Source organism: Streptomyces dangxiongensis (assembly GCF_003675325.1).
GTDB classification, from domain to species: domain Bacteria; phylum Actinomycetota; class Actinomycetes; order Streptomycetales; family Streptomycetaceae; genus Streptomyces; species Streptomyces dangxiongensis.
This window is the reverse complement of record NZ_CP033073.1, coordinates 1,343,097-1,368,521: the sequence shown is the minus strand read 5'-3', so window position 1 is coordinate 1,368,521 and position 25,425 is coordinate 1,343,097. Positions and strand designations below refer to the sequence as shown.

Annotated in this window: 24 protein-coding genes and 2 pseudogenes; 21 read left to right on the top strand and 5 right to left on the bottom strand. The window is 73.0% G+C overall.

The window, feature by feature from the left end:
• Window positions 1-101: 101 nt before the first annotated feature.
• The 8 genes and pseudogenes from D9753_RS05990 (at window position 102) to D9753_RS05955 (ending at window position 11,754) form a co-directional block, all read left to right on the top strand.
• A pseudogene (locus D9753_RS05990) lies at window positions 102-2,539 on the top strand (MFS transporter).
• Window positions 2,540-2,694: 155 nt separating this feature from the next.
• The gene (locus tag D9753_RS05985) at window positions 2,695-5,148 is read left to right on the top strand and encodes an ATP-binding SpoIIE family protein phosphatase (protein WP_121786056.1); all 2,454 of its coding nucleotides are present in this window, start codon (window positions 2,695-2,697) and stop codon (window positions 5,146-5,148) included.
• 138 nt (window positions 5,149-5,286) lie between these two features.
• A complete protein-coding gene (locus tag D9753_RS05980; RefSeq protein ID WP_121786055.1) occupies window positions 5,287-6,006 on the top strand; it encodes a class I SAM-dependent methyltransferase in 720 nt (239 codons plus the stop codon).
• 83 nt (window positions 6,007-6,089) lie between these two features.
• Window positions 6,090-6,923 (top strand): M55 family metallopeptidase, encoded by an 834-nt coding sequence (locus D9753_RS05975; RefSeq protein WP_121786054.1) that lies wholly within the window; start codon window positions 6,090-6,092, stop codon window positions 6,921-6,923.
• Window positions 6,916-8,220 (top strand): M20/M25/M40 family metallo-hydrolase, encoded by a 1,305-nt coding sequence (locus D9753_RS05970; protein ID WP_121786053.1) that lies wholly within the window; start codon window positions 6,916-6,918, stop codon window positions 8,218-8,220. The genes D9753_RS05975 and D9753_RS05970 overlap by 8 nt, the downstream gene beginning before the upstream one ends.
• 15 nt (window positions 8,221-8,235) lie before the next feature.
• The gene (locus D9753_RS05965; protein ID WP_240468053.1) at window positions 8,236-10,191 is read left to right on the top strand and encodes a S9 family peptidase; all 1,956 of its coding nucleotides are present in this window, start codon (window positions 8,236-8,238) and stop codon (window positions 10,189-10,191) included.
• Window positions 10,188-11,111, top strand: coding sequence for a S66 peptidase family protein (locus tag D9753_RS05960; RefSeq protein WP_121786051.1), 924 nt, complete (start codon window positions 10,188-10,190; stop codon window positions 11,109-11,111). Before D9753_RS05965 ends, D9753_RS05960 begins: the two co-directional genes overlap by 4 nt.
• Window positions 11,112-11,208: 97 nt before the next feature.
• Entirely contained in the window at window positions 11,209-11,754 is a 546-nt protein-coding gene (locus D9753_RS05955; RefSeq protein ID WP_121786050.1) for a GNAT family N-acetyltransferase, read from the top strand.
• A 44-nt stretch (window positions 11,755-11,798) separates the two neighbouring features.
• Here the strand turns inward: D9753_RS05955 and D9753_RS37660 are convergent.
• Window positions 11,799-11,923 (bottom strand): annotated as a pseudogene (locus tag D9753_RS37660) (VOC family protein); the annotation flags it as partial.
• Between the two features lie 80 nt (window positions 11,924-12,003).
• Between D9753_RS37660 and D9753_RS05945 the strand changes: the two are divergent.
• A complete protein-coding gene (locus tag D9753_RS05945) occupies window positions 12,004-12,441 on the top strand; it encodes a phage holin family protein (RefSeq protein ID WP_121786049.1) in 438 nt (145 codons plus the stop codon).
• An 81-nt stretch (window positions 12,442-12,522) separates the two neighbouring features.
• On the opposite strand, the gene D9753_RS05940 is transcribed toward D9753_RS05945, so the two are convergent.
• Window positions 12,523-13,482, bottom strand: coding sequence for a TIGR03557 family F420-dependent LLM class oxidoreductase (locus D9753_RS05940; protein ID WP_121786048.1), 960 nt, complete (start codon window positions 13,480-13,482; stop codon window positions 12,523-12,525).
• 370 nt (window positions 13,483-13,852) lie between these two features.
• Between D9753_RS05940 and D9753_RS05935 the strand changes: the two genes are divergently transcribed.
• The 12 genes from D9753_RS05935 (at window position 13,853) to D9753_RS05880 (ending at window position 21,948) form a co-directional block, all read left to right on the top strand.
• Window positions 13,853-14,182: a hypothetical protein gene (locus tag D9753_RS05935; RefSeq protein WP_121786047.1), complete on the top strand. Its 330-nt coding sequence runs from the start codon at window positions 13,853-13,855 to the stop codon at window positions 14,180-14,182.
• Window positions 14,179-16,026, top strand: coding sequence for a transketolase (locus D9753_RS05930; RefSeq protein WP_121786046.1), 1,848 nt, complete (start codon window positions 14,179-14,181; stop codon window positions 16,024-16,026). Before D9753_RS05935 ends, D9753_RS05930 begins: the two co-directional genes overlap by 4 nt.
• Window positions 16,027-16,304: 278 nt before the next feature.
• Window positions 16,305-16,685 carry a gas vesicle protein GvpO gene (locus tag D9753_RS05925; protein WP_121790925.1) on the top strand — a complete coding sequence of 127 codons (381 nt, stop codon included), beginning with the start codon at window positions 16,305-16,307 and terminating at the stop codon, window positions 16,683-16,685.
• Between the two features lie 77 nt (window positions 16,686-16,762).
• The gene (locus D9753_RS05920) at window positions 16,763-17,185 is read left to right on the top strand and encodes a gas vesicle structural protein GvpA (protein ID WP_121786045.1); all 423 of its coding nucleotides are present in this window, start codon (window positions 16,763-16,765) and stop codon (window positions 17,183-17,185) included.
• On the top strand, window positions 17,182-17,952 hold the full coding sequence (locus D9753_RS05915; protein WP_121786044.1) for a GvpL/GvpF family gas vesicle protein: 771 nt from the start codon (window positions 17,182-17,184) through the stop codon (window positions 17,950-17,952). Before D9753_RS05920 ends, D9753_RS05915 begins: the two co-directional genes overlap by 4 nt.
• 31 nt (window positions 17,953-17,983) lie before the next feature.
• Window positions 17,984-18,241 carry a gas vesicle protein GvpG gene (locus D9753_RS05910; protein ID WP_121786043.1) on the top strand — a complete coding sequence of 86 codons (258 nt, stop codon included), beginning with the start codon at window positions 17,984-17,986 and terminating at the stop codon, window positions 18,239-18,241.
• Between the two features lies 1 nt (window position 18,242).
• Complete coding sequence (locus D9753_RS05905) at window positions 18,243-19,187, top strand: DNA primase (protein WP_121786042.1); 945 nt, start codon at window positions 18,243-18,245, stop codon at window positions 19,185-19,187.
• Window positions 19,184-20,356, top strand: a complete 1,173-nt coding sequence (locus tag D9753_RS05900) for an SRPBCC family protein (RefSeq protein WP_121786041.1) — start codon at window positions 19,184-19,186, stop codon at window positions 20,354-20,356. Before D9753_RS05905 ends, D9753_RS05900 begins: the two co-directional genes overlap by 4 nt.
• On the top strand, window positions 20,353-20,688 hold the full coding sequence (locus tag D9753_RS05895) for a gas vesicle protein (RefSeq protein WP_121786040.1): 336 nt from the start codon (window positions 20,353-20,355) through the stop codon (window positions 20,686-20,688). The genes D9753_RS05900 and D9753_RS05895 overlap by 4 nt, the downstream gene beginning before the upstream one ends.
• A complete protein-coding gene (locus D9753_RS05890) occupies window positions 20,685-21,464 on the top strand; it encodes a GvpL/GvpF family gas vesicle protein (protein ID WP_121786039.1) in 780 nt (259 codons plus the stop codon). Before D9753_RS05895 ends, D9753_RS05890 begins: the two co-directional genes overlap by 4 nt.
• Window positions 21,461-21,649 (top strand): gas vesicle protein, encoded by a 189-nt coding sequence (locus tag D9753_RS05885; protein WP_121786038.1) that lies wholly within the window; start codon window positions 21,461-21,463, stop codon window positions 21,647-21,649. Before D9753_RS05890 ends, D9753_RS05885 begins: the two co-directional genes overlap by 4 nt.
• A complete protein-coding gene (locus tag D9753_RS05880; protein ID WP_121786037.1) occupies window positions 21,646-21,948 on the top strand; it encodes a gas vesicle protein K in 303 nt (100 codons plus the stop codon). Before D9753_RS05885 ends, D9753_RS05880 begins: the two co-directional genes overlap by 4 nt.
• A 99-nt stretch (window positions 21,949-22,047) precedes the next feature.
• Here D9753_RS05880 and D9753_RS05875 read toward each other — a convergent pair whose 3' ends face one another.
• The 3 genes from D9753_RS05875 to D9753_RS05865 form a co-directional block, all read right to left on the bottom strand.
• A complete protein-coding gene (locus D9753_RS05875; RefSeq protein WP_121786036.1) occupies window positions 22,048-22,869 on the bottom strand; it encodes a class I SAM-dependent methyltransferase in 822 nt (273 codons plus the stop codon).
• Between the two features lie 118 nt (window positions 22,870-22,987).
• Window positions 22,988-24,484 (bottom strand): bifunctional phosphatase PAP2/diacylglycerol kinase family protein, encoded by a 1,497-nt coding sequence (locus tag D9753_RS05870; protein WP_121786035.1) that lies wholly within the window; start codon window positions 24,482-24,484, stop codon window positions 22,988-22,990.
• A gap of 266 nt (window positions 24,485-24,750) precedes the next feature.
• Window positions 24,751-25,236, bottom strand: a complete 486-nt coding sequence (locus D9753_RS05865) for a DoxX family protein (RefSeq protein WP_163010633.1) — start codon at window positions 25,234-25,236, stop codon at window positions 24,751-24,753.
• Window positions 25,237-25,425 lie beyond the last annotated feature (189 nt).

Genomic DNA, 25,425 nt, shown 5'->3' with positions numbered 1-25,425 from the left:
GGACCTCCGCCCGGTCCCGGGCGGTGCCGTAACTCGCCGCAGTTGTCCGCAGTTGTCGCCTCGCGCGGGACATGTGACAGGCGCGACGAGGGGAGCGGTACGTGGGCGGGACGACACTGGTGCAGCACGAGCCGGCCGTGGCACCGGCCGCCGGCGAGGAGAGCGCCGCCGCACCACCGCCCCCCACGCCCCCGGCCGCACTCGCCCCCCGCCGCGTCCGCCTCGTGTTCCTCGGACTGATGCTGGCGCTGCTGCTGGCCGCGCTGGATCAGATGATCGTCGCCACCGCGCTGCCGAAGATCGTCGGCGAACTGCACGGCCTGGACCGGATGTCCTGGGCGATCACCGCCTACCTGCTCACCTCCACCATCGGCCTGCCCCTCTACGGCAAACTCGGCGACCTGGTCGGCCGCAAGGGCGTCTTCCAGTTCGCGATCGCCGTCTTCGTCCTCGGCTCCGCCCTCGCCGGCCGGGCCGGGACCATGGATCAGCTCATCGCCTACCGCGCGCTCCAGGGCGCCGGCGCCGGCGGCCTCATGATCGGCGTGCAGGCGATCATCGCCGACATCGTGCCGCCCCGGGAACGCGGCCGGTACATGGGACTGATCGGCGCCGTCTTCGGCCTCGCCTCCGTCGCCGGCCCGCTGCTCGGCGGCTACTTCACCGACCACCTCTCCTGGCGCTGGTGCTTCTACGTCAACGTCCCCTTCGGCCTGGTCACCCTGGCCGTCGTCACCGCCGTCCTCAGGCTCCCCCGGCCGCGGGTCCGGGCCCGCCTCGACGTCCTCGGCGCCCTGCTGCTCGCCGCCGCCTCCACCTGCCTGGTCCTGCTCACGAGCTGGGGCGGCACCGAGTACGCCTGGGACTCGCGGCAGATCCTCGGCCTCGGCGCCGGCGCCCTCGCCTCCACCGCCCTCTTCCTCGTCGCCGAGCACTTCGCCGCCGAACCCCTCATCCCGCTGCGGCTGTTCCGCGACTCCGTCTTCGTCACCAGCGGCCTGGTCGGCCTGGTGATCGGCGTCGCCCTGTTCGGCGCCGCCAGCTATCTGCCGACCTTCCTCCAGATGGTCGACGGGGCCAGCGCCACCGAGTCCGGGCTGCTGATGCTGCCCATGATGGCCGGCGTCGTCGGCGCCTCGGTCATCGGCGGACAGCTCATCAGCCACACCGGCCGGTACCGGATCTTCCCCGTGCTCGGCAGCGCCGTCTCCGCCGTCGGCATGTGGCTGCTGTCCCGGCTGGAGACCGACACGCCCCGGCTGCACTACAGCATCTGGATGGCCGTCCTCGGCACCCGGCATCGGCCTGGTGATGCCCGTCCTCGTCCTCGCCGTGCAGAACTCCGTACGCCCCGCCGACCTCGGCACCGCCACCAGCGCCAACAACTACTTCCGGCAGATCGGCGGCAGCGTCGGCGCCGCCGTCTTCGGCACCCTCTTCGCCGGCCGGCTCACCGACGCCCTGCGCGCCCAGTTGCCCCCGGACGCGGGCGCCGGGCTGCCCGACCCGGACTCCCTCACCCCGCAGCTCGTCCACGCGCTGCCCCCGGCGCTGCGCGACGCCTACATCCGCGCCTACGCAGACGCGATGCCCCGGATCTTCCTCTACCTCGTGCCGGTGCTCGTCCTCGGCCTGCTGTTCGCCTTCTTCCTCAAGGAGAAACCACTGGTGTCCCACCACGCCGCCGGCACGGACCCCACCGTGACCGCCCCCGTCCCGCAGGCCCGCCACCAGCCCCCCGGGCGGCGGGAACCCGGCCTCGCCCCGCTCGACGTACACCGCCGGAGTCCCCGTCTGCGGCACCGTGCAGCACCCCGACGGCACCGTCGTGCCCCGCGCCGCACTCACCCTCATCGACATCGCCGGCCAGCAGATCGGACGGGGCGCCAGCGGCGACGACGGGCGGTACGCGCTCGGCACGCCCGGCTCCGGGTCGTACGTGCTGATCGCCGCGGCCGGCGGCCACCAGCCGCAGGCCGTCTCCGTCACCGTCGGCGAACGCCCCGTCGAACTCGACGTCGTCCTCGGCGGCGCCGGACGCCTCGCCGGCAGCGTGCTCACCGCCGACGGCACCCCCGTCCGGGACGCCACCGTCACCCTGACCAACGTGCACGGCGAGGTCGTCGCCGCGACCCGCAGCGGACGCGAGGGCGGCTACGTCATGACCGAACTGGTCGCCGGCGAGTACACCCTCGCCGCCAGCGCCCCCGTCTTCCGGCCCGCCGCGCTCCCGGTCACCGTGCAGGCCTCCCGCGAGACCCGGCAGGACATCGAACTCGCCGGCGGCGCCGTGCTGAAGGGCACCGTGCGGGCGAGCGGCGGACGGGCCGTGGAGGACGCGCGCGTGACCCTGCTGGACGCCGCCGGGAACGTCGTCGACACCCTCACCACCGGAGCCGACGGGACCTTCCGGTTCGTGGACCTCTCCTCCGGCGAGTACACCGTCATCGCCGCCGGTTACCCGCCGGTCGCCACGGTGTTGCAGGTCGCGGGCGGCGGACGCACCGAACGGGACCTCCAGCTCGGGCACGAGGACTGAAGGGGGCGCGCGTACGGCGGCGGCCCGCGCGCCGGTGCGATCCGGTGCTATCAATTCCAGGATTGCCACACATCGCGACCGGCCGTCGCCTTACCGTAGTGCCGGGGCGGCACAGATCGTTTTGCGTACAGCCGTGGGGAGAGAGGGCCTGGGCCATGGACCGTGGCAGCGAGCGGGACACTGTCCCCGGGCGCGGTACCGGCGACGCCGCGGCGGGCCGGATTCCGCTGGCCGTGGTCGTCGTCGACCGCGCCGGACTGGTGTCCCACTGGAGCAGCGGCGCACGGCGCCTGTTCGGCGTGGGCCGGGAGGAGGCCGTCGGGCATCCCGTGACGGACCTGCTGCCCGTCACCGGCGCCCTGCCGGACGACCTGCGCGCCGCAGCCCTGCCGGACGCGTACGAGGCGTACGACGGACCGGGCCCCGACCTGGAGACCTCGCTCGGCGGCCACACCGGGTACGCCACCGCGGGCCGGGCCCGGCTGGTCCCGCCCCGGCAGGACCCGGACGGCGAGCGGCTGGACGTGCTGTGGTGGGCCTACCCGCTGGTCGGGCCGGGCACCTCCCGGCTGCTCGTGCTCGCCGCCGACGCCACCCGGCTGCGCGACGAACGCGGCTACGACGACGAGACGGCCGAACGCATCTCGCCCGGCTTCGCCCGCCACACCGAACTGCCCGCCTTCGAGGAACTCGAACGGCGCCTGCCCGAGATCCTGCCCAGCATGGGACCGGGACTCAGCGCCCGCATCGTCTCCCAGGTCCTCGAACTCGGTTATCCGGTCCTGGAGTTCAGCCAGTTCGAGCGGGTGCCCGTCACCCCGTACTGGGGTGTGCCCCGCCGCGCCGGACGCACCCGCGTCGAAGCCGCCGCCCCGCGGGACCGGGCGCAGGCGGTCCACGTCCCGGCCGGCGCCGAGGAGGACCTGGAGTACGCCGCCGTCCGCGAGCGGCTGGAGTTCCTCAACGAGGTAAGCTCCCGCATCGGCTCCTCCCTCGACCTCGGCGAGACCATCCGCGAGGTCACCAGCGCCGCCGTGCCCCGGTTCGCGGACTTCGCCGGCACCCATCTGCGCGCCGCCGTGCTGGCCGGCGAGGGCTTCCCGGACGGGCCGCCGGACGCCACCACCGTGATGTTCCGCGTCTGGGTCGAGCACAACGACGAACCGGGCCGCTGGGACGACACCGTGCCGGTCGGCGAGGCCTTCGCCTTCCCCGAGCACACCCCGTTCTACCGCTGCATGGACAGCGGTGAGCCGGTGCTCGTCCCGCGGGTCACCGAGGAGCTGTCCGAGCGCATCGCCGGCGAGTTCGAGAAGCGCGACCTCAGGCCGCTCATCGGCGGCCGGTCCCTGCTGATCGTCCCGCTCAAGGCACGCAACGTCGTCCTCGGCTTCATGGTGCTCATGCGCCGCCCCGACCGGCCGCAGTTCGACGACATGGACCGCACCACCGGCGCCGAACTCGCCGCACGCGCGGGCCTCGTGCTCGACAACGCCCGCATGTACACCTACCAGGAGAACGTCGCCGACACCCTCCAGGACAGCATGCTGCCGCAGGTCTCCCCGCGGATGGCCGGCTGCGACGTCGCCACCCGCTACCTGCCCGGCGCCCGGCTCGGCCGGATCGGCGGCGACTGGTTCGACAGCATCAAACTGCCCGGCTCCCGCACCGCCCTCGTCGTCGGCGACGTCATGGGCCACGGCCTGAACTCGGCCGCGATGATGGGCCAGTTGCGCACGGCCGTACAGACCATGGCCGCCATGGAGACCCCGCCCGCCCAGCTCCTGCGCAACCTCGACGACCTGGCCCGCCGGCTCGGCGACACCTACCTCGCCACCTGCCTGTACGCCGTCTACGACCCGATCCGCGGCGAGTTGACCCTCGCCAACGCCGGTCACATCCCGCCCGTGCTGGTCCGTGCCGAGGACGGCGGCAGCCAGCTCCTCGTCCTGCCCACCGGTGCGCCGATCGGTGTCGGCGGCGTCCCCTTCGAGGTGTCCCGGGTCAAGGTCGCGCCCGGCGACCGGCTCGTGCTGTGCACCGACGGCCTGGTCGAGGTGCGCGGCTCCGACATCGGTGAGGGCCTGGCCGCGCTCTGCGAGTCCGCCGCACACCCCGCCGCCTCCATGGACGACGCCTGCGACACGATCATCCGTGCCCTCAACACCCGCGGCGGACGCAAGGACGACGTCGCCCTGCTCATGGCCCGCCTCAACGGCATCCCCGACGACGACGTCGCCGAGTGGTGGCTCGACGCCGACCCGCGCGAGGTGGCCCGGGCCCGCCGCCTGGTGCGGGAACGGCTGCTGCACTGGGGCCTGCCGGACGCCGTGGAGACGGCGGAACTCCTGGTCAGCGAGGTCGTCACCAATGCCGTCCGGCACGCCGGGAGCGCTCTGATCGGGCTGCGGGTCGTCCGCACCGACGCCCTGCTGTTCGAGGTGACCGACGACGAACCCGCCCTGCCCGGTTTGATCAGCGCCGGCCCCTACGACGAGGCCGGCCGCGGGCTGCGCGTGGTCAGCCGGCTGGCCCGGGAATGGGGCGCCAGCGCCAGCGGGCACCGCAAGACCGTCTGGTTCGAACAGGCCCTCACCGGCACCGCCTGACCCGGGAGCGCGCACCGGGCCGCGCGCCCCCCGGAGTTGCCGGGGCCCGTACATCTCGTGAAGGTGGCCTCCCGGGTCTTGCCCCGCTCCCGGCCGTCGCGATATTCCGATCACGGAACCGAACCGTGGGGAGATCGCATGAACGTCTCGGACAACTACCGCGACGCCTGGGAAAGTTACTGGCGCGAGACCTCTGACAGCCGGGGCGAGGCGATATGGGACGCCGACCCCTCCCTGAGCGCCGCACCGCACAGCGAACTGCTCCTGCCCCATGCCGACGCCGAACGCACGATCGTCGACCTCGGCTGCGGCAACGGCACCCAGACCCACTACCTGGCCACCCGGTTCGCGCACGCCGTCGGCGTCGACCTCTCGCACGCCGCCGTGGAGCACGCCCGCCGCGCCGCGCACACCGACACGGTCGAGTTCCAGCAGCTCGACCTCACCGACACCGACGCCGTACGCGCCCTGCACGAGCGGCTCGGCGACAGCAACGTCTACATGCGGGCCGTCATCCATCAGAGCGAACCGGTCGCCCGTCCCGTGGTGGCCGCCGCCGTCGCCCGGCTCATCGGCACCGAGGGCCGCGCGTTCGTGGTGGAACTGACCTCCGCCTCCCGGGACGTCCTGCGGCGCGCGGCGTCCGAACCGGCCGGCCCGCCGCCCAAGCTCCAGCGGGTCTTCCACCACGGCCTCAAGCCCGCCGACGCCGACGACGACGAGATCCCGCGCCTGCTCGCCGAGGCCGGCCTCACCGTCCTGGCCGACGGTGAGACGACCCTGCCCCAGACCGAGTACCTCGCGGACGGCACCCGCATCGACCTGCCGGCCCGCTGGTTCGTCCTCGCGGGCGCCTGACCGGGACCCGCCTGCCCTCAGGCGGGCGCGTGAGCGTGCCGGGTCGTAGCCTGTCCGCCGCCCGGCGCGTAACGTGACAGAGCATGAAGATCCTCATCAGTGCCGACATGGAGGGGGCCACCGGGGTGACCTGGCCCGCCGACGTGCTGCCGGGGACGCCGCAGTGGGAGCGGTGCCGGACGATGTTCACCTCGGACGTGAACGCCGCCGTGGAGGGCTTCTTCGACGGCGGCGCCGACCAGGTGCTCGTCAACGAGGCCCACTGGACCATGCGCAATCTCCTCCTGGAGCGGCTCGACGAGCGGGTCGAGATGCTCACCGGCCGGCACAAGGCGCTGTCCATGGTGGAGGGGGTCCAGCACGGCGACGTGGACGGCATCGCGTTCGTCGGCTACCACGCGGGCGCCGGCATGGAGGGCGTCCTCGCCCACACCTACCTCGCCAACCAGATCACCGGCGTGTGGCTGAACGGCGTCCGCGCCAGCGAGGGCCTGCTCAACGCGCACGTCGTCGCCGAGTACGGCGTCCCCGTCGTCCTGGTCACCGGCGACGACGTGGCCTGCGAGGACGCGCTCGGCTACGCGCCGCAGGCGCTGAAGGTCGCCGTCAAGGACCATGTGTCGCGGTACGCGGCCGTCTGCCGGACCCCGGCCCGGACCGCCGCCGGCATCCGCGCGGCGGCCGAGGAGGCCGCCGGCCTGGCGGTGCGTCACCAGCCCGCGCAGGCGGGCCCGTTCACGGTCGCCGTAGAGTTCGACGCCGAGCACCTGGCGTCGGCCGCCACCGTCGTCCCCGGCGTGGCGCGGACCGGGGAGCGGAAGGTGGCGTACACCAGCGCCACCATGTACGAGGGGATCAGGACGTTCAAGGCGGTCACCACGATCGTCTCCGCCGCCGTGGAGGAGCAGTATGGCTGACTGGCAGGCCCTGGACGAGGTCGTGGAGTTCACCTCCGGCCTGATCCGCATCGACACCACCAACCGCGGCGGCGGCGACTGCCGGGAACGGCCCGCCGCCGAGTACGCCGCCGAACGGCTGGCCGGGGCCGGCCTGGAGCCACTGCTGCTGGAGCGCACCCCGGGCCGCACCAACGTCGTCGCCCGGATCGCGGGCACCGACCCGTCCGCCGACGCCCTCCTGGTCCACGGCCACCTCGACGTGGTGCCCGCCGAGGCCGCCGACTGGAGCGTCCACCCGTTCTCCGGCGAGGTCCGCGACGGGGTCGTGTGGGGGCGGGGCGCGGTCGACATGAAGAACATGGATGCGATGATCCTGGCCGTGGTCCGGTCCTGGGCCCGGCAGGGCGTACGGCCCCGCCGCGACCTCGTCATCGCGTTCACCGCGGACGAGGAGGCCAGCGCCGAGGACGGCTCCGGGTTCCTCGCCGACCGGCACCCCGAACTCTTCGAGGGCTGCACGGAGGGCGTCAGCGAGTCGGGCGCGTTCACCTTCCACGACGGGGCCGGACGGGAGATCTACCCGATCGCCGTGGGGGAGCGCGGCACCGGCTGGCTCAAGCTCACCGCGCGCGGCCGGGCCGGGCACGGCTCCAAGGTGAACGAGGAGAACGCGGTGACCCGGCTCGCCGCCGCCGTCACCCGCATCGGCGAGCACGAGTGGCCGGTCCGCCTCACCCCGACCGTGCGGGCCGCCCTGACCCGGCTCGCCGCCCTGAACGGCATCGACGCCGACTTCACCGACGTGGACCGGTTGCTGGAGAAGCTCGGGCCGGCCGCCCGGCTGGTCGAGGCGACCGTCCGCAACAGCGCCAACCCGACCATGCTGGACGCCGGTTACAAGGTCAACGTGATCCCGGGCGAGGCGGTCGCCCATGTGGACGGGCGTTTCCTGGCGGGCTTCGAGGAGGAGTTCACCGCCACGATCGACGCACTGACGGGCCCGGACGTGCGGTGGGAGTTCGCCCACCGGGAGGTGGCCCTGGAGGCGCCACTGGACGCGCCGGTGCACGCGGCGATGCGGGCGGCGGTGGAGGAGTTCGCACCCGGCGGGCACGTGGTGCCGTACTGCATGTCGGGCGGCACGGACGCCAAGCAGTTCTCCCGCCTCGGCGTCACCGGCTACGGCTTCACCCCGCTGAAGCTGCCCCCGGACCTCGACTACCAGGCGCTGTTCCACGGCGTGGACGAGCGGGTGCCCGTGGAGGCGCTGCACTTCGGTGTCCGTGTCCTGGACCGCTTCCTGCGGACGGCCTGACCCATGGAGGACGCGATGCACGAGGCACCGTACGGATCGTGGCCGTCTCCCGTCGACGCCGCGCTCGCCGCCGCGCACGACGGGCGGCCGGACTGGGTGGGGATCGTCGGCGACGAGACCTGGTGGACCGAGCCCCGGCCCGCCGAGGGCGGCCGGCGGACCCTGGTCCGGCGCCGGGCCGACGGCGTCGAGGAGCCGGTGCTCCCCGCGCCGTGGAACGTGCGCAGCCGGGTCATCGAGTACGGCGGCCGACCCTGGACCGGGGTGGAACACGAAGGACGGCCGCTGATCGTCTTCGTGCACCTCGCCGACCAGCGGCTGTACCGGTACGAGCCCGGCGGCGAGCCCAGCCCGCTCACGCCTGTCTCCCCGGTGGCCGGCGGGCTGCGCTGGGCCGAGCCCAGGGTGGACCTCGTGCGCGGTGAGGTGTGGTGCGTGCTGGAGGAGTTCACCGGCGACGGCCCCGACGACGTACGGCGGGTCCTGGCCGCCGTACCGCTGGACGGCTCGGCCGCCGACGACCGCGGCGCCGTCCGCGAACTCACCCCCGCCCGGCACCGGTTCGTCACCGGCGCCCGCCTCTCACCCGACGGCCGGCGGGCCGCCTGGCTGGGCTGGGACCATCCCCGGATGCCATGGGACGGGACGGAACTGCTGGTCGCCGACGTGGGGGAGGACGGCCGGCTGGAGCACGCGCGGACGGTCGCCGGCGGACCCGAGGAGGCCGTCGCCCAGGCCGAGTGGTCCCCGGACGGCAGGCTGCTCCACACGAGCGACCGCGACGGCTGGTGGAACCTCTACCGCGACGGCACCCCGCTGTGCCCGCGCGAGGAGGAGTTCGGCGGGCCGCTGTGGCAGCTCGGGCTGCGCTGGTTCGCGCCGCTCGACAACGGCCTGCTGGCGGTGGTGCACGGCCGGGGACCGGCCGTCCTCGGCATACTGGACCCCGAGTCCGGTGAGATCGTCGACGCCGCAGGACCCTGGACGGAGTACGCCGCCACCCTCGCCACCCACGGCGCGCGCGTCATCGCGGTCGGCGCCGGCCCGCGCACCGGCTACGAGGTGATCGAACTGGACACCGTCACCGGCCGCGCCCGCGTCGTCGGCGCCCGGCACCGGGACGCCGTCGACCCGGCGTACTACCCGAGGCCGCGGCAACGCACCTTCCCCGGCCCGGACGGCCGCGAGGTGCACGCCCACATCCACCCGCCGCACCACCCCCGGCGGACCGCGCCCGACGGCGAACTGCCGCCGTACGTCATCTGGGCGCACGGCGGCCCCACCGGCCGGACACCGCTCGTGCTGGATCTCTCGATCGCCTACTTCACCTCGCGGGGCATCGGGGTCGCCGAGGTGAACTACGGCGGCTCCACCGGATACGGCCGGGCCTACCGGGAGCGGCTGCACGAGCAGTGGGGCGTGGTCGACGTCGAGGACTGCGCGGCCGTCGCCCGCGCCCTCGCCGACGAGGGCACCGCCGATCCCGCCCGGCTCGCGATCCGGGGCGGCAGCGCCGGCGGCTGGACCGCCGCCGCCTCCCTGACCACGACCGACGTCTACGCCTGCGGAACCGTCCTGTATCCCGTGCTCGACCTCACCGCCTGGGGCCCGGGGGAGACCCACGACTTCGAGTCCCGCTACCTGGAGTCCCTGATCGGCCCGCTCGCCGAGGTGCCGGAGCGGTACACCGACCGCTCCCCGACCACGCACGCCGACCGGCTCACCGTGCCCTTCCTGCTGCTCCAGGGCCTGGACGACGTCATCTGCCCGCCCGCCCAGTGCGAACGCCTCCTCGCCCGGATCGCCGGCCGGGGCGTGCCGCACGCCTATCTCACCTTCGAGGGCGAGGGACACGGGTTCCGGCGGGCCGAGACGATGATCCGCGCCCTGGAAGCCGAACTGTCCCTGTACGCACAGGTGTTCAAGCTGAACCCGACACCTCCGGTGCCCAAGGTGGAGCTGATCCCGTGAAACAACTCCTGCGGCCGGGCCGGCTGGCGCCGGGCGCGCGGGTGGCCGTCGTCGCCACCAGCGGGCCGGTGCCCGAGGAGCGGCTCCAGGCCGGGCTCGACGTGCTGCGCGGCTGGGACCTCGACCCGGTGGCCGGCCCTCATGTCCTGGACCGGCAAGCCGAGTTGGGTTACCTCGCCGGCACGGACGCCGACCGTGCCGCCGACCTCCAGAACGCCTGGTGCGACCCGGCCGTGGACGCGGTGCTGTGCGCCCGGGGCGGGTACGGCGCACAGCGGGTGATCGACCTGCTCGACTGGGAGGCGATGCGGGCGGCCGGCCCGAAGATCCTCGTCGGGTTCAGCGACGTCACCGTGCTGCACGAGGCCTTCGCCACCCGCCTGGGGCTGGCCACGCTGTACGGGCCGATGGCGGCCGGCGTCGACTTCGTCAAGAACACGCGGGCGCAGGAGCATCTGCGGGCCACACTGTTCGCGCCCGAGACGGTCCGTGTGATCGCCTCCGGCGGCACTGCCCTGGTGCCCGGCCGGGCGCGGGGTGTCACCCTCGGTGGCTGTCTGTGCCTGCTCGCCGCGGAACTCGGCACCCCGCACGCCCGGCCCTCGGCGCGCGGCGGACTGCTCTGCCTGGAGGACGTGGGCGAGGAGACGTACCGGCTGGACCGGTACCTGACCCAACTCCTGCGCGCCGGCTGGCTGGACGGGGTCCGCGGTGTGCTGCTCGGCTCCTGGGAGGGCTGCGCCGACGACGCCCGGCTGCGGCCCCTGCTGGCCGACCGGCTCGGCGGACTCGGCGTCCCGGTCGTGGAGAACGTCGGATTCGGCCACTGCGCCGGCGCGTCGACGATCCCGTTCGGCGTCGCCGCCGAACTGGACGCCGACACCGGCACGCTGACCCTGGACGAACCGGCGCTGCGCTGACCGGTGTGGACGGCCCTGCTCGCCACCGGGCTCGCCGGCGGGCTGTGCGGGGCGTATTCGTGTGACGCCGCGGCCGGTGACACCCTAGGCTGGCCGGATGCCGCACACCCCGCCCCTCCCCGAAGGCCGCCGCGTCACCCTCCGCCCCTTCACCCTCGCGGACGGCCCCGAGTTCACCGCACGGGCCCGGGAGAGCAAGGACCTGCACCGGCCGTGGCTGTTCCCGCCGGACAGCGACGAGGCGTACGCCGACTACGCCGGCCGGCTGATCGAGGACCCGGCCCGGACCGGCTTCCTGGTGTGCGAGAAGGACGGCGGCGGCATCGCCGGCTTCATCAACATCAACAACATCGTCCGGGGCGGCTTCCAGTGCGGCGCCCTCGGCTACGGCGCCTTCGCGCACGCGGCCGGGCGCGGCCTGATGCGCGAGGGCCTGGAGCTGGTGGTCGGGTACGCGTTCGGACCTCTGGGTCTGCACCGGCTGGAGATCAACGTCCAGCCGGGGAACACCGCCTCCATCGCCCTCGCCCGGGGTGCGGGCTTCCGCCTGGAGGGCTTCTCCCCGGCCATGATCCACGTCGCCGGAGCCTGGCGCGACCACGAACGCTGGGCGCTCACCGCGGAGATGCGCGCGGCCGGCTGACGTACGCGACCCGGCTCGCCGGCCGGGGACGGGCACCGTCCTTCCTTCCGCAGGATCTCCAGCTCCGCCTCGGGGCCGCTCATCAGCAGGAAGGAGCCGACCGCGGCGACCTCGACCTCACCGCGCGGTCAGCGACGCAGACGCGCAGCGAGGCACCCATGATCTCCATGACCACGAGCGTAGTCGGGCGTGCCCCGGCCGCGCAGGGCCACGGCGTTACCGGCTGTGTGCAGCGGGTACCCGCAGGGTATGGACCGTATGGATCACCTGGAACATCTGGACAAGCACCTTGTCGAAGAACTGGCACAGGTGGCACGCGAGACGGTACGGGACGAACTGCGCGAGCAGACCCGCAAGCAGCGGCGCACCGCCATGCTCTACGCCGCGTCGGGTGCCGCCGCCCTGTACGCGGGCGGTGCCGTGGCCCTCGCTGTGGGCCTGGCCCTGGCGTCCGGACTGCCCGGCTGGGCCGCCGCTCTGATCACCGCGGCACTGCTGGCCGTGGTGGCGTACGTGCTGCGCGGTGTCGCACGTCCCGGCCACGGGGGCCACACCCCGCACGCCCCGCACCGCGTCATCGGCGGCTCCGCGCCGGGCGCCCCGCCCGGCGGCCTGGGAGGCATGCCGTACCCGCCGGCGCCGACGCAGCCCCCGACCGACCCCGACACCCCGCACCACCGGGCGTGACCCGTTCCGGCTCCTGCTCCGGCGCCCCGTCCGGCGGAGGGCCGGGGCGCCGGAGGCTTTGACGGCACTCGGTAGCGCCCTTCAGTCCCGGTCGAGCCGGGGCAGCACGTTCGTCCGGTAGAAGTCGAAGAACCCCCGCTGGTCCGGCCCGATCTGGTTCACGTACACCCGGTCGAACCCGGCGTCGGCGAACGCCCGCAGTGCGGCGGCATGCTGGCCGGCGTCGTCCCCGCACACCACTTTCTCCCGCACCATCTCCTCGGTGACCAGCTCGCGCAGTTGCTCGAAATGCCGGGGGGAAGGCAGCACCTGGCCCATCTCGCCGGGCAGTAGCTGGTTGTACCAGAGCCCGTGCACCGTACGGACGCACTCGTCGCGGTCGGTGCCGTAACAGACCTTGGTGCCGCCGCTGACGAGGCCGGTCCCGCCGCCGCCCTTGCGGTACCGGGTGACCATCTCCTCCTTCGGCATCATCGTGATGTACCCGTCGCCCACGCGGGCGGCCAGGGCGATCGCCTTGGGGCCGAAGCCCGAGATGTCGATCGGGACGGGCTCGTCGGGGGCGGTGTAGAGACGCGCGTTCTCCACCGTGTAGTGGGTGCCGTGATGGCTGACCTCCTCGCCGGTGAACAGCCGGCGCATGACCTGGATCGACTCCTCCAGCATGTCCAGGCGCACGTTCAGCGGCGGCCAGGCGTCGCCGAGGATGTGCTCGTTCAGCGCCTCGCCCGTGCCGACGCCGAGCCGGAAGCGGCCCTCGGTCAGCACCGCGCTCGTCGCCGCGGCCTGCGCCACCACCGCCGGGTGCATCCGTACGGTCGGGCAGGTCACGGCCGTCTCGACGGGCAGCGACACCGCCTGGGAGAGCGCGCCGATCACCGACCACACGAACGGGCTCTGCCCCTGTGCGTCGTTCCACGGGTGGTAGTGGTCGGAGATCCACAGGGCCCGGAAGCCGGCCTGCTCGGCCATCCGGGCCTGTTCGACGAGGGCGGCGGGATCGTGTTCCTCGCACGCCAGGAAATAGCCGTACTCGGGCATGGAATACCTCCGCGCGGGGGCGGCTCGGGGTGCGGTGGGCGTCGGTCCCGGGCCGGGTGACCGAGAGCGGCCCGCGCGAAACGCCGCCGCGGTCCGCGTACCCGCCCGGCGTACGGGTGACCCGCCCGGCGTTTGGGTGCCCCGGCCCCGGTTACGCGGAAGTCTCCGGAGGGGCCACAGCCTCGAAGGCCGCCCCGCACGCGCATGCGTCCCGGGACGCCGCCGGCCGGGTGCCGGACGCCGTACCGCCGCGCCAGGGCGTCCGGCCGGGCTCGCAGGGGCCCGGCCGGTTCCCGGGACCTGGCCCCACCGTCAGCGGCGCGGCCACCGGGCGGCCCGGAACGGCCGTCCGCACACCCGGGAGACGACCATGACGCGCGAGACCGGCCGGACCCACCGCACGCACGAGAAGGACCAGCCCGCCCGCAACCGCCCGGGCGGCGAACCCGTACGCGACCGGCCCGGCGGCGAGCCCGCCAGGACCGGCCCGGAGCATCCGGCCCCCGGCCCCGTCAGGCGCACCGACACCCCCGAGACCCAGGACAACCGCGCCGCCCACGACACCCCCGACCCCGAGGACCGCGCGAACCGCCCGACTGAAGGCCGAACGCGGAACGCCGACGCCGAACGCCGAACCCGGAACACAGAACGCAGAACCCCGAGGCAGAACGCCGAACGCCGAGACCAAGGAGACCGATGAAGACCGCCGAACTGGCCGAACTGGGACAGCAGCTACGTGTGGACAGCGTGCGGGCGTCCGCCGCCGCGGGATCCGGGCACCCCACGTCCTCGATGTCCGCCGCCGACCTGGTGGCCGTCCTGCTCGCGAACCATCTGCGCTACGACTTCGAACGCCCCGAGCACTCCGCGAACGACCGCTTCGTGCTCTCCAAGGGACACGCCTCGCCCCTGCTGTACGCCGCGTACAAGGCGGCCGGCGCCATCGAGGACGGCGAACTCGTCACCTTCCGCAAGCTCGGCAGCCGGCTGGAGGGCCATCCGACGCCGCGGCGGCTGCCCTGGGTCGAGACGGCCACCGGCTCCCTCGGCCAGGGCCTGCCGGTCGGGGTCGGCATCGCCCTCGCCGGCAAGCGGCTGGACCGCACCGACTACCGGGTCTGGGTGCTGTGCGGCGACAGCGAGCTGGCGGAGGGCTCGGTGTGGGAGGCCGCCGAACACGCCGGCTTCGAGAGCCTCGACAACCTGATCGCGATCGTGGACGTCAACCGGCTCGGACAGCGCGGCCCCACCCGGCACGGCCACGACCTGGACGCCTACGCCCGCCGCTTCCAGGCGTTCGGCTGGCACACGATCGAGATCGACGGGCACGACGTCGACAAGATCGACCGGGCCTACGGCGAGGCGCTGTCCACGACCGGGCAGCCCACCGTGATCCTCGCCCGCACCCTCAAGGGCAAGGGCGTCGCCGCCGTCGAGGACCGTGAGGGCCTGCACGGCAAGCCGCTGACCGAGGCCGAGGACGCCATCGCCGAACTCGGCGGGCCGCGCGAGCTGCACGTCCGGGTCAGCGAGCCGCAGGCCGCCGCCGCGCCGAGCTCGGTCACCACCGAGCCGCTTCAGCTTCCGTCCTTCGACCTGGGGGAGGAAGTTGCCACCCGGGACGCCTTCGGCAAGGCCCTCGCCGCGCTCGGCGCCGCCCGCGGCGACGTCGTCGCCCTGGACGGCGAGGTCGGCGACTCCACCCGCACCGAGGAGTTCGGCAAGGCCCACCCCGACCGGTTCTTCGAGTGCTACATCGCCGAGCAGCAGCTCGTCGCCACGGCCGTCGGCATGGCCGCACGGGGATGGGTGCCGTACGCCTCGACGTTCGCCGCCTTCCTCTCCCGGGCCCACGACTTCGTGCGCATGGCGGCCGTCAGCGGCTCCGGGATCAACCTGGTGGGCTCGCACGCCGGTGTCTCGATCGGGCAGGACGGGCCCTCGCAGATGGGCCTGGAGGATCTGGCGATGTTCCGGTCCGTGTACGGCTCGACCGTGCTCTACCCCTGCGACGGCAACCAGACCGCGAAGCTGGTGGCGGCCATGGCCGGCCTCGACGGCATCCGCTATCTGCGCACCTCCCGCGGCAAGTCCCCGGTGATCTACGGGCCCGACGAGGAGTTCCCGGTGGGCGGCAGCAAGACGCTGCGCTCCAGCGACGACGACCGGCTGACCGTCCTCGCGGCCGGGGTCACCGTGCCCGAGGCGCTGGCCGCCGCCGACCGGCTCGCCGAGGACGGCATCCGGGTGCGGGTCGTCGACCTGTACTCGGTCAAGCCGGTCGACGCCGAGACCCTGAGCCGGGCCGCCGAGGAGACCGGCTGCCTGCTCACCGTCGAGGACCACCACGCGGAGGGCGGCCTCGGTGACGCCGTCGCGGAGGTGTTCGGCGACGGCCGGCCCGTGCCCCGCCTGGTCCGGCTGGCGGTGCGCACCATGCCGGGCTCCGCCGCGCCCGACGAGCAGCTCCACGCGGCCGGTATCGACTCCGTGGGCATCGTGGCCGCCGCCAGGATGCTGGTCGAGGAGGCGGTCGTGCGCTGAGCGACGGCGGCGCGCGGGCCGCGGTCGGGCCCCGCACGGTGGAGATCCGGCCGCCGGGGAAGCGTCTTCCCCGGCGGCCGGGGCGCGAGGGAGTACGCCGGGAGCCGGCCTCGCCGACCGTGGCCGTCGCGGTGCCGCCGACCTGGGACCGCCGCACGGCACTGAGTGCGTGGCACACGTACCCGCTCTGACCAGGCACGACGATATGCGGGTGGCACCCATCTGCTCCTGAAGGTTTGGCCACGGATGTGGCGGCCACACGCAGGAGAGAGGTGGCCATGTCGAACACAGAGAACACATCCCAGTCACAAAAAACACGGAAAACTCCCGGCTCCGAGGATTCACAGGAGCCACAGGAGTCACACGAGAACAAGGGAAGCTCCACGGCGGGCGGCCGCCGCCCGGCCCTCATGGACGTGTTGCGCCAGGCGCGCGCCCAGCTCGCCGAACTCACCGGGCTCGAACCCGAGTCGGTGTCCTCGTTCGAGCAGACGGAGGACGGGTGGTCACTGGAGGTCGAGGTACTCGAACTGTCGAGAGTCCCCGACACGATGAGCCTGATGGGCAGCTACCAGGTCGAACTGGACCCGCAGGGGCAGCTCACCGGGTACCGCCGCGTCCGCCGGTACGAACGCGGCAGGGCCGACGCGCGCCGGTGAGCCACCGCGCCCGTCCGCCCGCGCACACCGCGACCTACTAGACAGCGACCGACTACACACGAGGAGGAATCGCCGGCATGACTGTTGTTCCGGCACAGCAGAGCGGAGGTGGAGGCGGCAGCAGCGGCCTCTACGACGTACTTGAACTGGTCCTGGACCGGGGCCTCGTGATCGACGCGTTCGTCCGCGTCTCTCTGGTCGGCATCGAGATCCTGAAGATCGACGTCCGGGTCGTCGTGGCCAGCGTCGACACCTATCTGCGTTTCGCCGAGGCCTGTAACCGCCTCGACCTGGAGTCCGGCCCGAACAAGAGCCCGGGCCTGCCCGAGATCGTGGGCGAGGTCACCGAGTCCGGCGCCCGCGGCAAGTCCAAGGGAGCGCTGTCCGGCGCCGCGGAGACGGTATCCGACGCCTTCAAGCAGGCGCGCTCGGAAGGGGAGACCCAGTCCCGCCCGCGTGCCCGTAAGGCTCCGGCGCGCCGGAAGGAGGAGCAGGAGTGAGCACCTACGTCTACGGGATCACCGCACGGTCCCACCCCGCGCTGCCCGAGGGCATGACCGGCGTGGGCCAGCCGGCCCGCCCGGTGCGCCTGCTCACGGCCGGGGAGCTGACCGCCGTGGTCAGCGACGCCCCCGAGGACCTGCGCCCCAAGCGCAGGGACCTGCTCGCGCACCAGAACCTGCTGGCCGAGACCGGTGCGGGCGGCTGCATCCTGCCCATGCGCTTCGGCAGCATCGCCGATGACGACGACTCCGTCACCCAGGTGCTCACCGCGCGCGCCGAGCACTACCAGGAGCGGTTGCGGGAGCTGGACGGCAAGGTCGAGTACAACGTCAAGGCCACTCACATCGAGGAGGCCGTGCTGCACCTGGTGATGGCCGAGAACACGGAGCTGCGCTCCCTCGCGGAGACCAACCGCCGGTCCGGCGGCGGCAGCTACGACGACAAGATCCGCCTCGGCGAGATGGTCGCCTCCGCCGTCAAGGCCAAGGAGGCCGTGGACGCGAGCGAGGTGCAGAGTCTGCTGACACCGGCCGCCGCCGCGGTCAGCGTGGGCCCCGAGTCCACCGGCTGGCTGCTGAACGTGTCGTTCCTCGTCGCGCGGGACTCGGCCGAGCGTTTCCTGGCCGCTGTGGAGCAGGTGCGCCAGAGCCACGCCCATCTGGAATTGAGGGTCAACGGGCCCCTGCCGCCGTACAGCTTCGTGGAACCGGGTCCCGCCCAGTCGTCCGGCAGCACGGCCGGCGCCGGCGCCGGAGCGCAGTAGGGCTCCCGGCCCGGACGGAGAGGAGAACACCGTGGGACTGATCGGCGAGGTGCTGATGCTGCCGTTCGCGCCCGTACGCGGCAGCGCGTGGGCCGTCAGGCAGGTGCTCCAGGAGGCGGAACGGATCTACTACGACCCCGCCACCGTACGGGCCGAGCTCGCCCGCCTCGAGGAACAACTGGAGGCGGGAGAGATCACCGAGGAGGAGTTCGACCAGCGCGAGGACGAACTCCTCGACCGGCTGGAGACCACTGTGCGCTCCGGCGACACCACAGGCAACGGGACGTGAGATGAACCGAACGGCACTGGGCCTCGCCGTAGGGGCCGGATACTTCCTCGGACGGACGAAGAAACTGAAGATGGCGCTCGCCGTCGGTTCCTTCGTGGCCGGGAAGAAGCTCAACCTGAGTCCGAAGATGCTCGCGGACGTGGTGAGCCAACAGCTCCAGAACAACCCCCAGTTCAAGGAGATCGGGGACCAGCTACGCCAGGACCTGCGGGGCGTCGGCAAGGCTGCCACCGGTGGGCTGGCCGAGCGGCAGATCAACGCGCTCGCCGACCGGTTGCACAGCCGCACCGCCAAGGTGCGCGACCAGGCGGCCGGCGTCACCCCGGGCGACTCCGAGGACGAGCAGTCCGCCGAGCCGGAGGACGACCAGGGCGACGAGGGCGAAGAGGACCGGGGCGCCGGTTCCGAGGCCCAGGAGGAAGAGCCGGAGGAGGAAGAGCCGGAAGAGGAAGAGCCGGAGGCGGAAGAGGAAGAGCCGGAGGCGGAAGAGGAAGAGGAGCCGGAGGAGGAAGAGGAAGAGGAGCCGGAGGAGGAAGAGGAAGAGGAGCCGGAAGAGGAAGAGGAAGAGGAAGAGGAGCCGGAAGAGGAAGAGGAGGAAGAGGAGGAAGAGGAGCCGGAAGAGGAAGAGCCGGAAGAACGGCCGGCGAAGAAGGCTCCTGCCAAGAAGGCTCCTGCCAAGAAGGCTCCCGCCGCCAAGCAGGCTCCTGCCAAGAAGGCTCCCGCGCAGAAGGCTCCCGCCAAGAAGGCTCCCGCCGCCAAGCAGGCTCCCGCCAAGAAGGCCGCGGCCAAGAAGACGGCTCCGGCCAAGAAGTCGGCTCCCGCCAAGAAGACGGCGGCCAAGAAGACGGGCGCGGCCGGCAGGACGACCACGAAGAAGACGGGTGCGGCCGGCGGTACCGCCCGGCGCGCGGCCTCCCGGCATTCGAAGGGCGGCGATGACCGATGACCGAGTCCGTCGGATCGGCCAACTCCGAGGCCACGAGCAACCCGCTGAGCGCCCTCGCCCACAGCGAGGCCGCCGACCGGTTGAAGGAGGAGGCCCGGGAGTATCTGTCCGCGCAGGCCACCCGGCTGCTGTCCGGCGTCGGCCGCAAGCTCGGTGAGACCACCGGCAAGCTGACCGACATCGCCGAGGGCAACAGCCCGGGGTTCGCCAAGATGGCGCTCGACGGCGGGCGCAAGCTCGCCGAGGGCAAGGGTCCTGTGCGTTCGGCGCTGGAGGTGGGTGCCTCCCACGTCAAGGAGAACGTGATGAACGCCGTCAAGAACCTGGGGGGCGGCAAGGGCAAGAAGGGCGGCGCGGGCAAGAAGCCGGTCGTCATCATGGAATCCGTCGACGTCGGCGTGCCGCTGCGCACCGCCTACGACCAGTGGACCCAGTACCAGGACTTCTCCACCTTCGCCAAGGGCGTCAAGAGCGCGGGCCGCTCCGACGACACCCAGTCCGACTGGCAGGCCAAGGTCTTCTGGTCCAGCCGTAGCTGGAAGGCGAAGACGACCGAGCAGGTGCCGGACTACCGCATCCAGTGGACGTCGGAGGGCGCCAAGGGCACCACCAAGGGCGTGGTCTCCTTCCACCGCCTGGAGGACAACCTCACCCGGGTGCTGCTGGTCATGGAGTACTACCCGGTCGGCCTCTTCGAGAAGACCGGCAACATCTGGCGCGCCCAGGGCCGCCGGGCCAGGCTGGACCTGAAGAACTTCGCCCGCTTCATCACCCTCAAGGGTGAGGCGGAGGACGGCTGGCGCGGCGAGATCCGTGACGGCGAGGTGGTCAAGAGCCACGAGGACGCTGTCGCCGAGGAGGAGTCCGAGGACGCCGAGAACGGCGAAGGCGCCGAAGATGCCGAGGACTCGGACGAGCCCGAGGCCGAGGCGGAGGACCAGGAAGACGAGGACGAGGCGCAGGAGGGCGACGAAGAGGCTCAGGAGGGCGACGAGGAGGGCTACGAGGACGAGGACGAGCCCGAGGCGTACGAGGACGAGGAAGAGGGACCGTACGAGGACGAGGAGGCCGCCGAGGACGAGGAGCCCGCTGAGGACGCGTACGAGGACGAGGAAGAAGAGGCCGAGGAAGAGGAACCCGAGTACGCCGAGAGCCGGGGCCGTCGATGACGATGCCCGGTCGCCTCCCCGAGCCCTATGGTCAGGGCTCGGGGGCCAACCTCGCCGACATCCTCGAGCGTGTGCTCGACAAGGGCATCGTCATCGCGGGTGACATCAAGATCAACTTGCTCGACATCGAACTGCTCACCATCAAGCTGCGGCTCATCGTCGCCTCGGTGGACAAGGCCAAGGAAATGGGCATCGACTGGTGGGAGACGGATCCGGCCCTCTCCTCCGGCGCCCGCCGGAACGAGCTGGCCCGGGAGAACGCCGAGCTGAGAGAACGCCTTGCCCGGCTGGAGGAGCTGGAGCCGGGCCGCGCGCCGAAGGAGGCACCATGACCGGACTGCGGTACGTGTACGCCGTCTGCCGCCCCTTCGGGACGCCTCTGCAGGCCCAGTTGACGGGCATCGGGGGCGCCCCGCCGGCCCTCGTACGCCACCACGGGCTGGTCGCGGTCGTCAGCACGGTCCCGGAGGCCGACTTCTCCGAGGAGGCGCTTAAGGCCCGCCTGGAGGACCTGGACTGGCTCGCCGCGACCGCCCGCGCCCACCAGGGCGTGATCGACGCGCTCACCACGGTCACCACTCCGTTGCCGCTGCGGCTCGCGACCGTCTTCCGGGACGACAGCGCCCTGCGCACGATGATCGAGACCCGGGAGGACAGCTTCCGGCGTCTGCTCGACCGCCTGGACGGCCGGGTCGAGTGGGGGGTGAAGGTGTACCTGGAGGAGGAGCCGGCGGCCGAGCCGGCTCCCGCCGCCGCGGCGAAGCCCGCGAGCGGACGGGACTACCTGCGCCGCCGACGCGAGCAGAGCCACGCGCGGGAGGACAAGTGGCAGCGCGCCGAGGCGTTCGCGCGGTCCCTGCACGAGCGTCTCTCCGCTCCCGCCGAGGACCACCGGCTGCACCCCCCGCAGAACGCGGCGCTCTCCGGCGCCGCGGGGCGCAATGTGCTCAACGCGGCCTATCTGGTGCCGCGGGCGCATTCCGAGGAGTTCGTGGAACTGGTCGACCGTACGAAGGACGAGGCGCCCGGGATCCGCGTGGAACTCACCGGCCCCTGGGCCGCGTACTCGTTCTCAGGAGAGGACGCGGCGGCGGAGGAGGTGCGGTGACCGTAGTCGAACGCCGCGAGATCGCCCTGGTCGACCTCCTGGACCGGCTGCTGGCCGGTGGGGTCGTCCTCACCGGCGACATCACGCTGCGCATCGCGGACGTCGATCTGGTCCGCATCGACCTCAACGCCCTGATCAGCTCCGTGAACGAGCAGGTCCCGTCGCCCTTCGAGGAACTCACATGACCGAGAGCCCGGCCGAGGGCCCGCGGCGCAAACGGCTGGACCTGGAACCCGACACCGTCGAGCGCGACCTGGTGAAACTCGTGCTCACCGTGGTCGAGCTGCTACGCCAGCTCATGGAGCGCCAGGCCGTGCGCCGTTTCGACACCGGGGACCTGACCGAGGAGCAGGAGGAACGGATCGGGCTCACCCTGATGCTGTTGGAAGACCGGATGGCCGAGCTGCGGGACCGGTACGGGCTGCGGCCCGAGGACCTCAATCTGGACCTCGGGCCGCTCGGACCGCTGCTTCCCCGCGACTGACACCCTTCAGTACGAATCCGGCACCGTACCAGGAGCAGGACGGGCAGGACGGGCACCATGGTGCACCTCCGACGCGCCGGGTGTCCCGGAACGCGCGGTTCAGGCATCTTTACGGCACAGGATCTCCCCGTGCAGGACCGCGAACCAGCCGTCGTCGTGCCGGCCCCAGTCCCGCCAGGCCTCCGAGACCGCCCGCAGCCGCTCCGCCGTCGCGTGACCGCCCTCCAGCACCCGTTCGGCGTAGTCGGAGGCGAGGGTGCGGTCCGCCCACAGGCCGCTCCACCACGCACGCTCCCCGGGCGTGGCGAACGTCCAGGTGCTGGAGGTGGCCGTGACGTCCCGCAGCCCCGCCGCCCGCGCCCACGCCGTCAGCCGGCGCCCGGCGTCGGGCTCGCCGCCGTTGGCACGCGCCACGCGCTCGTACAGCTCCAGCCAGTCGTCCAGGCCGGGCAGCGCCGGGTACCAGGTCATCGCCGCGTAGTCCGCGTCGCGTACGGCGATGAACCCGCCGGGCTTCGTCACCCGGTGCATCTCGCGCAGAGCCTGCACCGGGTCGCCCACGTGCTGGAGCACCTGGTGGGCGTGGACCACGCAGAAGGTGTCGTCCCGGTGGTCCAGGGCGTGGACGTCGGCCACCGCGAAGTCCACGTTCGTCAGGCCGCGGGCGGCGGCGGTGGCCCGGGCCTGCTCCAGGACGCCGGGGGCGTGGTCGACCCCGGTGACATGGCCGTCCGGGACCAGTTCCGCCAGGTCGGCGGTGATGGTGCCGGGGCCGCACCCGATGTCCAGGACGCGCATGTGGGGCCTGAGCGCGCCGAGCAGATAGGCCGCGGAGTTGGCCGCGGTCCGCCAGGTGTGCGAACGCAGCACCGACTCGTGGTGCCCGTGCGTGTAGACGGCGGTCTCCTGTGCCTTCGGCATGGCTGTACCCCTTCACCCCTCGTCGGCGGACCGGTCTGCCCGTCCACCGGTCCGCCTCACGGTACGCCCGCCAGCCGAATGCTGAGATGTGGGTTTTGTTATATGGACTGACGGGCCGTCAGGACACGGAGTCCAGCGGGCGGTACACCGTCAGGGCCTCGGGCAGCTTCTCCAGGCGCACCTCGTCCGACACCGTCGTCACCTCGCCGTCGTAGGCCAGCGGGGTGCCGGGGGCGATGCCGGTCAGCCGCAGCCGCTTCACCTGCACCGCCGCGTGCGCGGGCGACCGGGTCAGCGGGCCCGCGACCGCCGCCGCGAGCAGCCGCAGCGCGGGCCTGCGGCTGCCGTGCACCGCCCGCACGTCCAGCAGACCGTCCGCGAGATCGGTGCGGCGGCCCGGGGCGAGGCCCATCCGGTGGTAGACGCCGTTGCCGACGAACAGCAGCCACAGCGGACGCCGTTCACCGCCCGCCACCACCTCCAGGGGGTGCTGCCCGGCACGCAGCACCCGCAACGCCCCGAGCACCCCGGCGGACCAGCCGCCGATCCGGTGGGACCAGCGGTCCCGCGCCCGCACCAGCTCCGGGTACACGCCGAGGCTGAGCGTGTTCAGGAACACGCCCTCCGCGTCCTGGGAGACGAACCGGCCCACGTCCACCCGGACCGCCTCGCCGTGCCGCACCGCCCGGGCCAGCTGCCGTTCGTCCTCCACGCCCAGGTCGTAGGCGAAGTGGTTGAGGGTGCCGCCGGGCAGCACCGCGAGCGGCAGACCGTGCCGCAGGGCGGTCCCGGCCGCCGCGTTCACCGTGCCGTCGCCGCCGCACACCCCGAGCACCCGCGCCCGGGCCGCCGCCTTCTCCAGCTCCTCGGCGACGTCCTCCGGCGCGCACTCGACGACCTCCGCCATCGGCAGCGCGTCGTGCAGCGCGCGCACCCGGTCCGCCGTGCCCGACGCCTGGTTGGCGACCACCACCAGGCCGTCACCCTCGGGCAGCGCCGGGGCCGCGGCCCGCGGGCGGGCGGAGTCCCGGACCTGGGCGCGGGTCGGCACCAGACGCCGTACCAGGAAGGCGGCGCCCGCGCCGAGCGCGGCCCCGGCCAGCACGTCGCTCGGGAAGTGCACCCCCGTGTACACGCGGGACGCCGCCACCGAGAACGCCACCGGCGCCGCCGCGGCCCCCCATGCCGGCGACTCCAGGGCGACCCCGGTCGCGAAGGCCGCGGCGGAGGCGGCGTGCCCGGACGGGAAGGAGGTGGTGATCGGCTGCTGCTTCAGCCGCCGCACGAGCGGCACCGGATCCAGCACCGGCCGGGCCCGGCGCACCGACCGCTTGCCGACGGTGTTGATCGTCAGCGAGGCCAGGCTGAGCGACGCCAGCCCTCGCACCGCCGCCCGGCGGGCCCTGGGTGTGCGGCTCGCGGCCATCGCGGCGGCCACCCCGAACCACAGCACCCCGTGGTTCGCGCCGCGGCTCAGCCGGGGCAGCACCCGTTCGGCCCCCGGCCAGTTCCAGGCGGCGGCGGCCTGGAAGAGCCGGCCGTCGAGCGAGAGGGCCGTGCGCAGCGGGGTCCGGGCTGCGGAGGCCGGGAGAGTCAGGTCCAGGTCTGGGCTCATGGGGTGCGCTTACCCGGAAGCGCCCGTTTCTTGTGCCCGGCACACCGGGTGTCACCGCCTCGCGCACACCGGGTGTCACCGCCTCGCGCGGGCCGGACGGCACCGCCTCGCGGAGCCGGCGCTTTCACGCTGCCCCGTCCACCGTGTCCAGGAGATCGCTGATGAACCCGCCTGCACGCTGCTCCCCGGCACTCGTCAAGGCCCTGCCGGCATGCCGGAGGGCGGGCGAAGCTTCAGAGGGTGCGGGGCGGGTGGGCGCTTCGTGTCTACAGACTGAGTGTGATCGCGGCGGCGATGCCGCCCAGGCCGAGGGCGAAGGCCGCTTCTTTCCAGCCGCCCTTGCCCCAGCGGAAGGGGCGGTCGGCGGCCAGCCGGCCCGGACCGATGGCGGCGACGGCCAGCGCGACGACGGCGATGCAGACGCTGTACTCCACGCCGCCGTCCGTCTCCCACAGACCGTGGGCGGCGGTGACCGTGACCATCGCATTGATCATGACGCCGATCAGGGCGGCAGCCGCCAGCGGGGTCAGCAGCCCCAGTGCCAGACCGAGGCCGCCGAGCAACTCGGACATACCCCCGATCACGGCGAAGAGCTTGCCAGGGTGGTAGCCCAGGGCCGCGAACCCCTTGCCGGTCGCCGTCAGACCCGGACCGCCGAAGAGCCCGAAGACTTTCTGCGCCCCGTGTGCGGCCATCAGCAGGCCGAAGGCCAGCCGGATGAGCAGCAGCCCGGAGTCGGCGGCGGTCGTCATCGGCACGGCGGTGGAAGTGGACCGCGCCACCGGTTCCGTGGACGAGGCAGAAGAGTGCCGAACGCGTTTGGTCGACATGGCGATGCTCCGATCGGAACGCCAGGACGGGCGTTTCCCCCAGCTCGACGGAAACGTCGAGCACCGGTGCGGGGTGTGCCCCGCAGGGGATCGCGGGCAATCCCCGGCCCC

Bases quoted from the DNA above. Each gene is read 5' to 3' on its own strand.
- D9753_RS05985 (WP_121786056.1), top strand. From the start codon at position 2,695: ATGGACCGTGGCAGCGAGCGGGACACTGTCCCCGGGCGCGGTACCGGC.
- D9753_RS05980 (WP_121786055.1), top strand. From the start codon at position 5,287: ATGAACGTCTCGGACAACTACCGCGACGCCTGGGAAAGTTACTGGCGC.
- D9753_RS05975 (WP_121786054.1), top strand. From the start codon at position 6,090: ATGAAGATCCTCATCAGTGCCGACATGGAGGGGGCCACCGGGGTGACC.
- D9753_RS05970 (WP_121786053.1), top strand. From the start codon at position 6,916: ATGGCTGACTGGCAGGCCCTGGACGAGGTCGTGGAGTTCACCTCCGGC.
- D9753_RS05965 (WP_240468053.1), top strand. From the start codon at position 8,236: ATGCACGAGGCACCGTACGGATCGTGGCCGTCTCCCGTCGACGCCGCG.
- D9753_RS05955 (WP_121786050.1), top strand. From the start codon at position 11,209: ATGCCGCACACCCCGCCCCTCCCCGAAGGCCGCCGCGTCACCCTCCGC.
- D9753_RS05945 (WP_121786049.1), top strand. From the start codon at position 12,004: ATGGACCGTATGGATCACCTGGAACATCTGGACAAGCACCTTGTCGAA.
- D9753_RS05940 (WP_121786048.1), bottom strand. From the start codon at position 13,482: ATGCCCGAGTACGGCTATTTCCTGGCGTGCGAGGAACACGATCCCGCC.
- D9753_RS05935 (WP_121786047.1), top strand. From the start codon at position 13,853: ATGACGCGCGAGACCGGCCGGACCCACCGCACGCACGAGAAGGACCAG.
- D9753_RS05930 (WP_121786046.1), top strand. From the start codon at position 14,179: ATGAAGACCGCCGAACTGGCCGAACTGGGACAGCAGCTACGTGTGGAC.
- D9753_RS05925 (WP_121790925.1), top strand. From the start codon at position 16,305: ATGTCGAACACAGAGAACACATCCCAGTCACAAAAAACACGGAAAACT.
- D9753_RS05920 (WP_121786045.1), top strand. From the start codon at position 16,763: ATGACTGTTGTTCCGGCACAGCAGAGCGGAGGTGGAGGCGGCAGCAGC.
- D9753_RS05905 (WP_121786042.1), top strand. From the start codon at position 18,243: ATGAACCGAACGGCACTGGGCCTCGCCGTAGGGGCCGGATACTTCCTC.
- D9753_RS05900 (WP_121786041.1), top strand. From the start codon at position 19,184: ATGACCGAGTCCGTCGGATCGGCCAACTCCGAGGCCACGAGCAACCCG.
- D9753_RS05895 (WP_121786040.1), top strand. From the start codon at position 20,353: ATGACGATGCCCGGTCGCCTCCCCGAGCCCTATGGTCAGGGCTCGGGG.
- D9753_RS05890 (WP_121786039.1), top strand. From the start codon at position 20,685: ATGACCGGACTGCGGTACGTGTACGCCGTCTGCCGCCCCTTCGGGACG.
- D9753_RS05880 (WP_121786037.1), top strand. From the start codon at position 21,646: ATGACCGAGAGCCCGGCCGAGGGCCCGCGGCGCAAACGGCTGGACCTG.
- D9753_RS05875 (WP_121786036.1), bottom strand. From the start codon at position 22,869: ATGCCGAAGGCACAGGAGACCGCCGTCTACACGCACGGGCACCACGAG.
- D9753_RS05870 (WP_121786035.1), bottom strand. From the start codon at position 24,484: ATGAGCCCAGACCTGGACCTGACTCTCCCGGCCTCCGCAGCCCGGACC.
- D9753_RS05865 (WP_163010633.1), bottom strand. From the start codon at position 25,236: ATGACGACCGCCGCCGACTCCGGGCTGCTGCTCATCCGGCTGGCCTTC.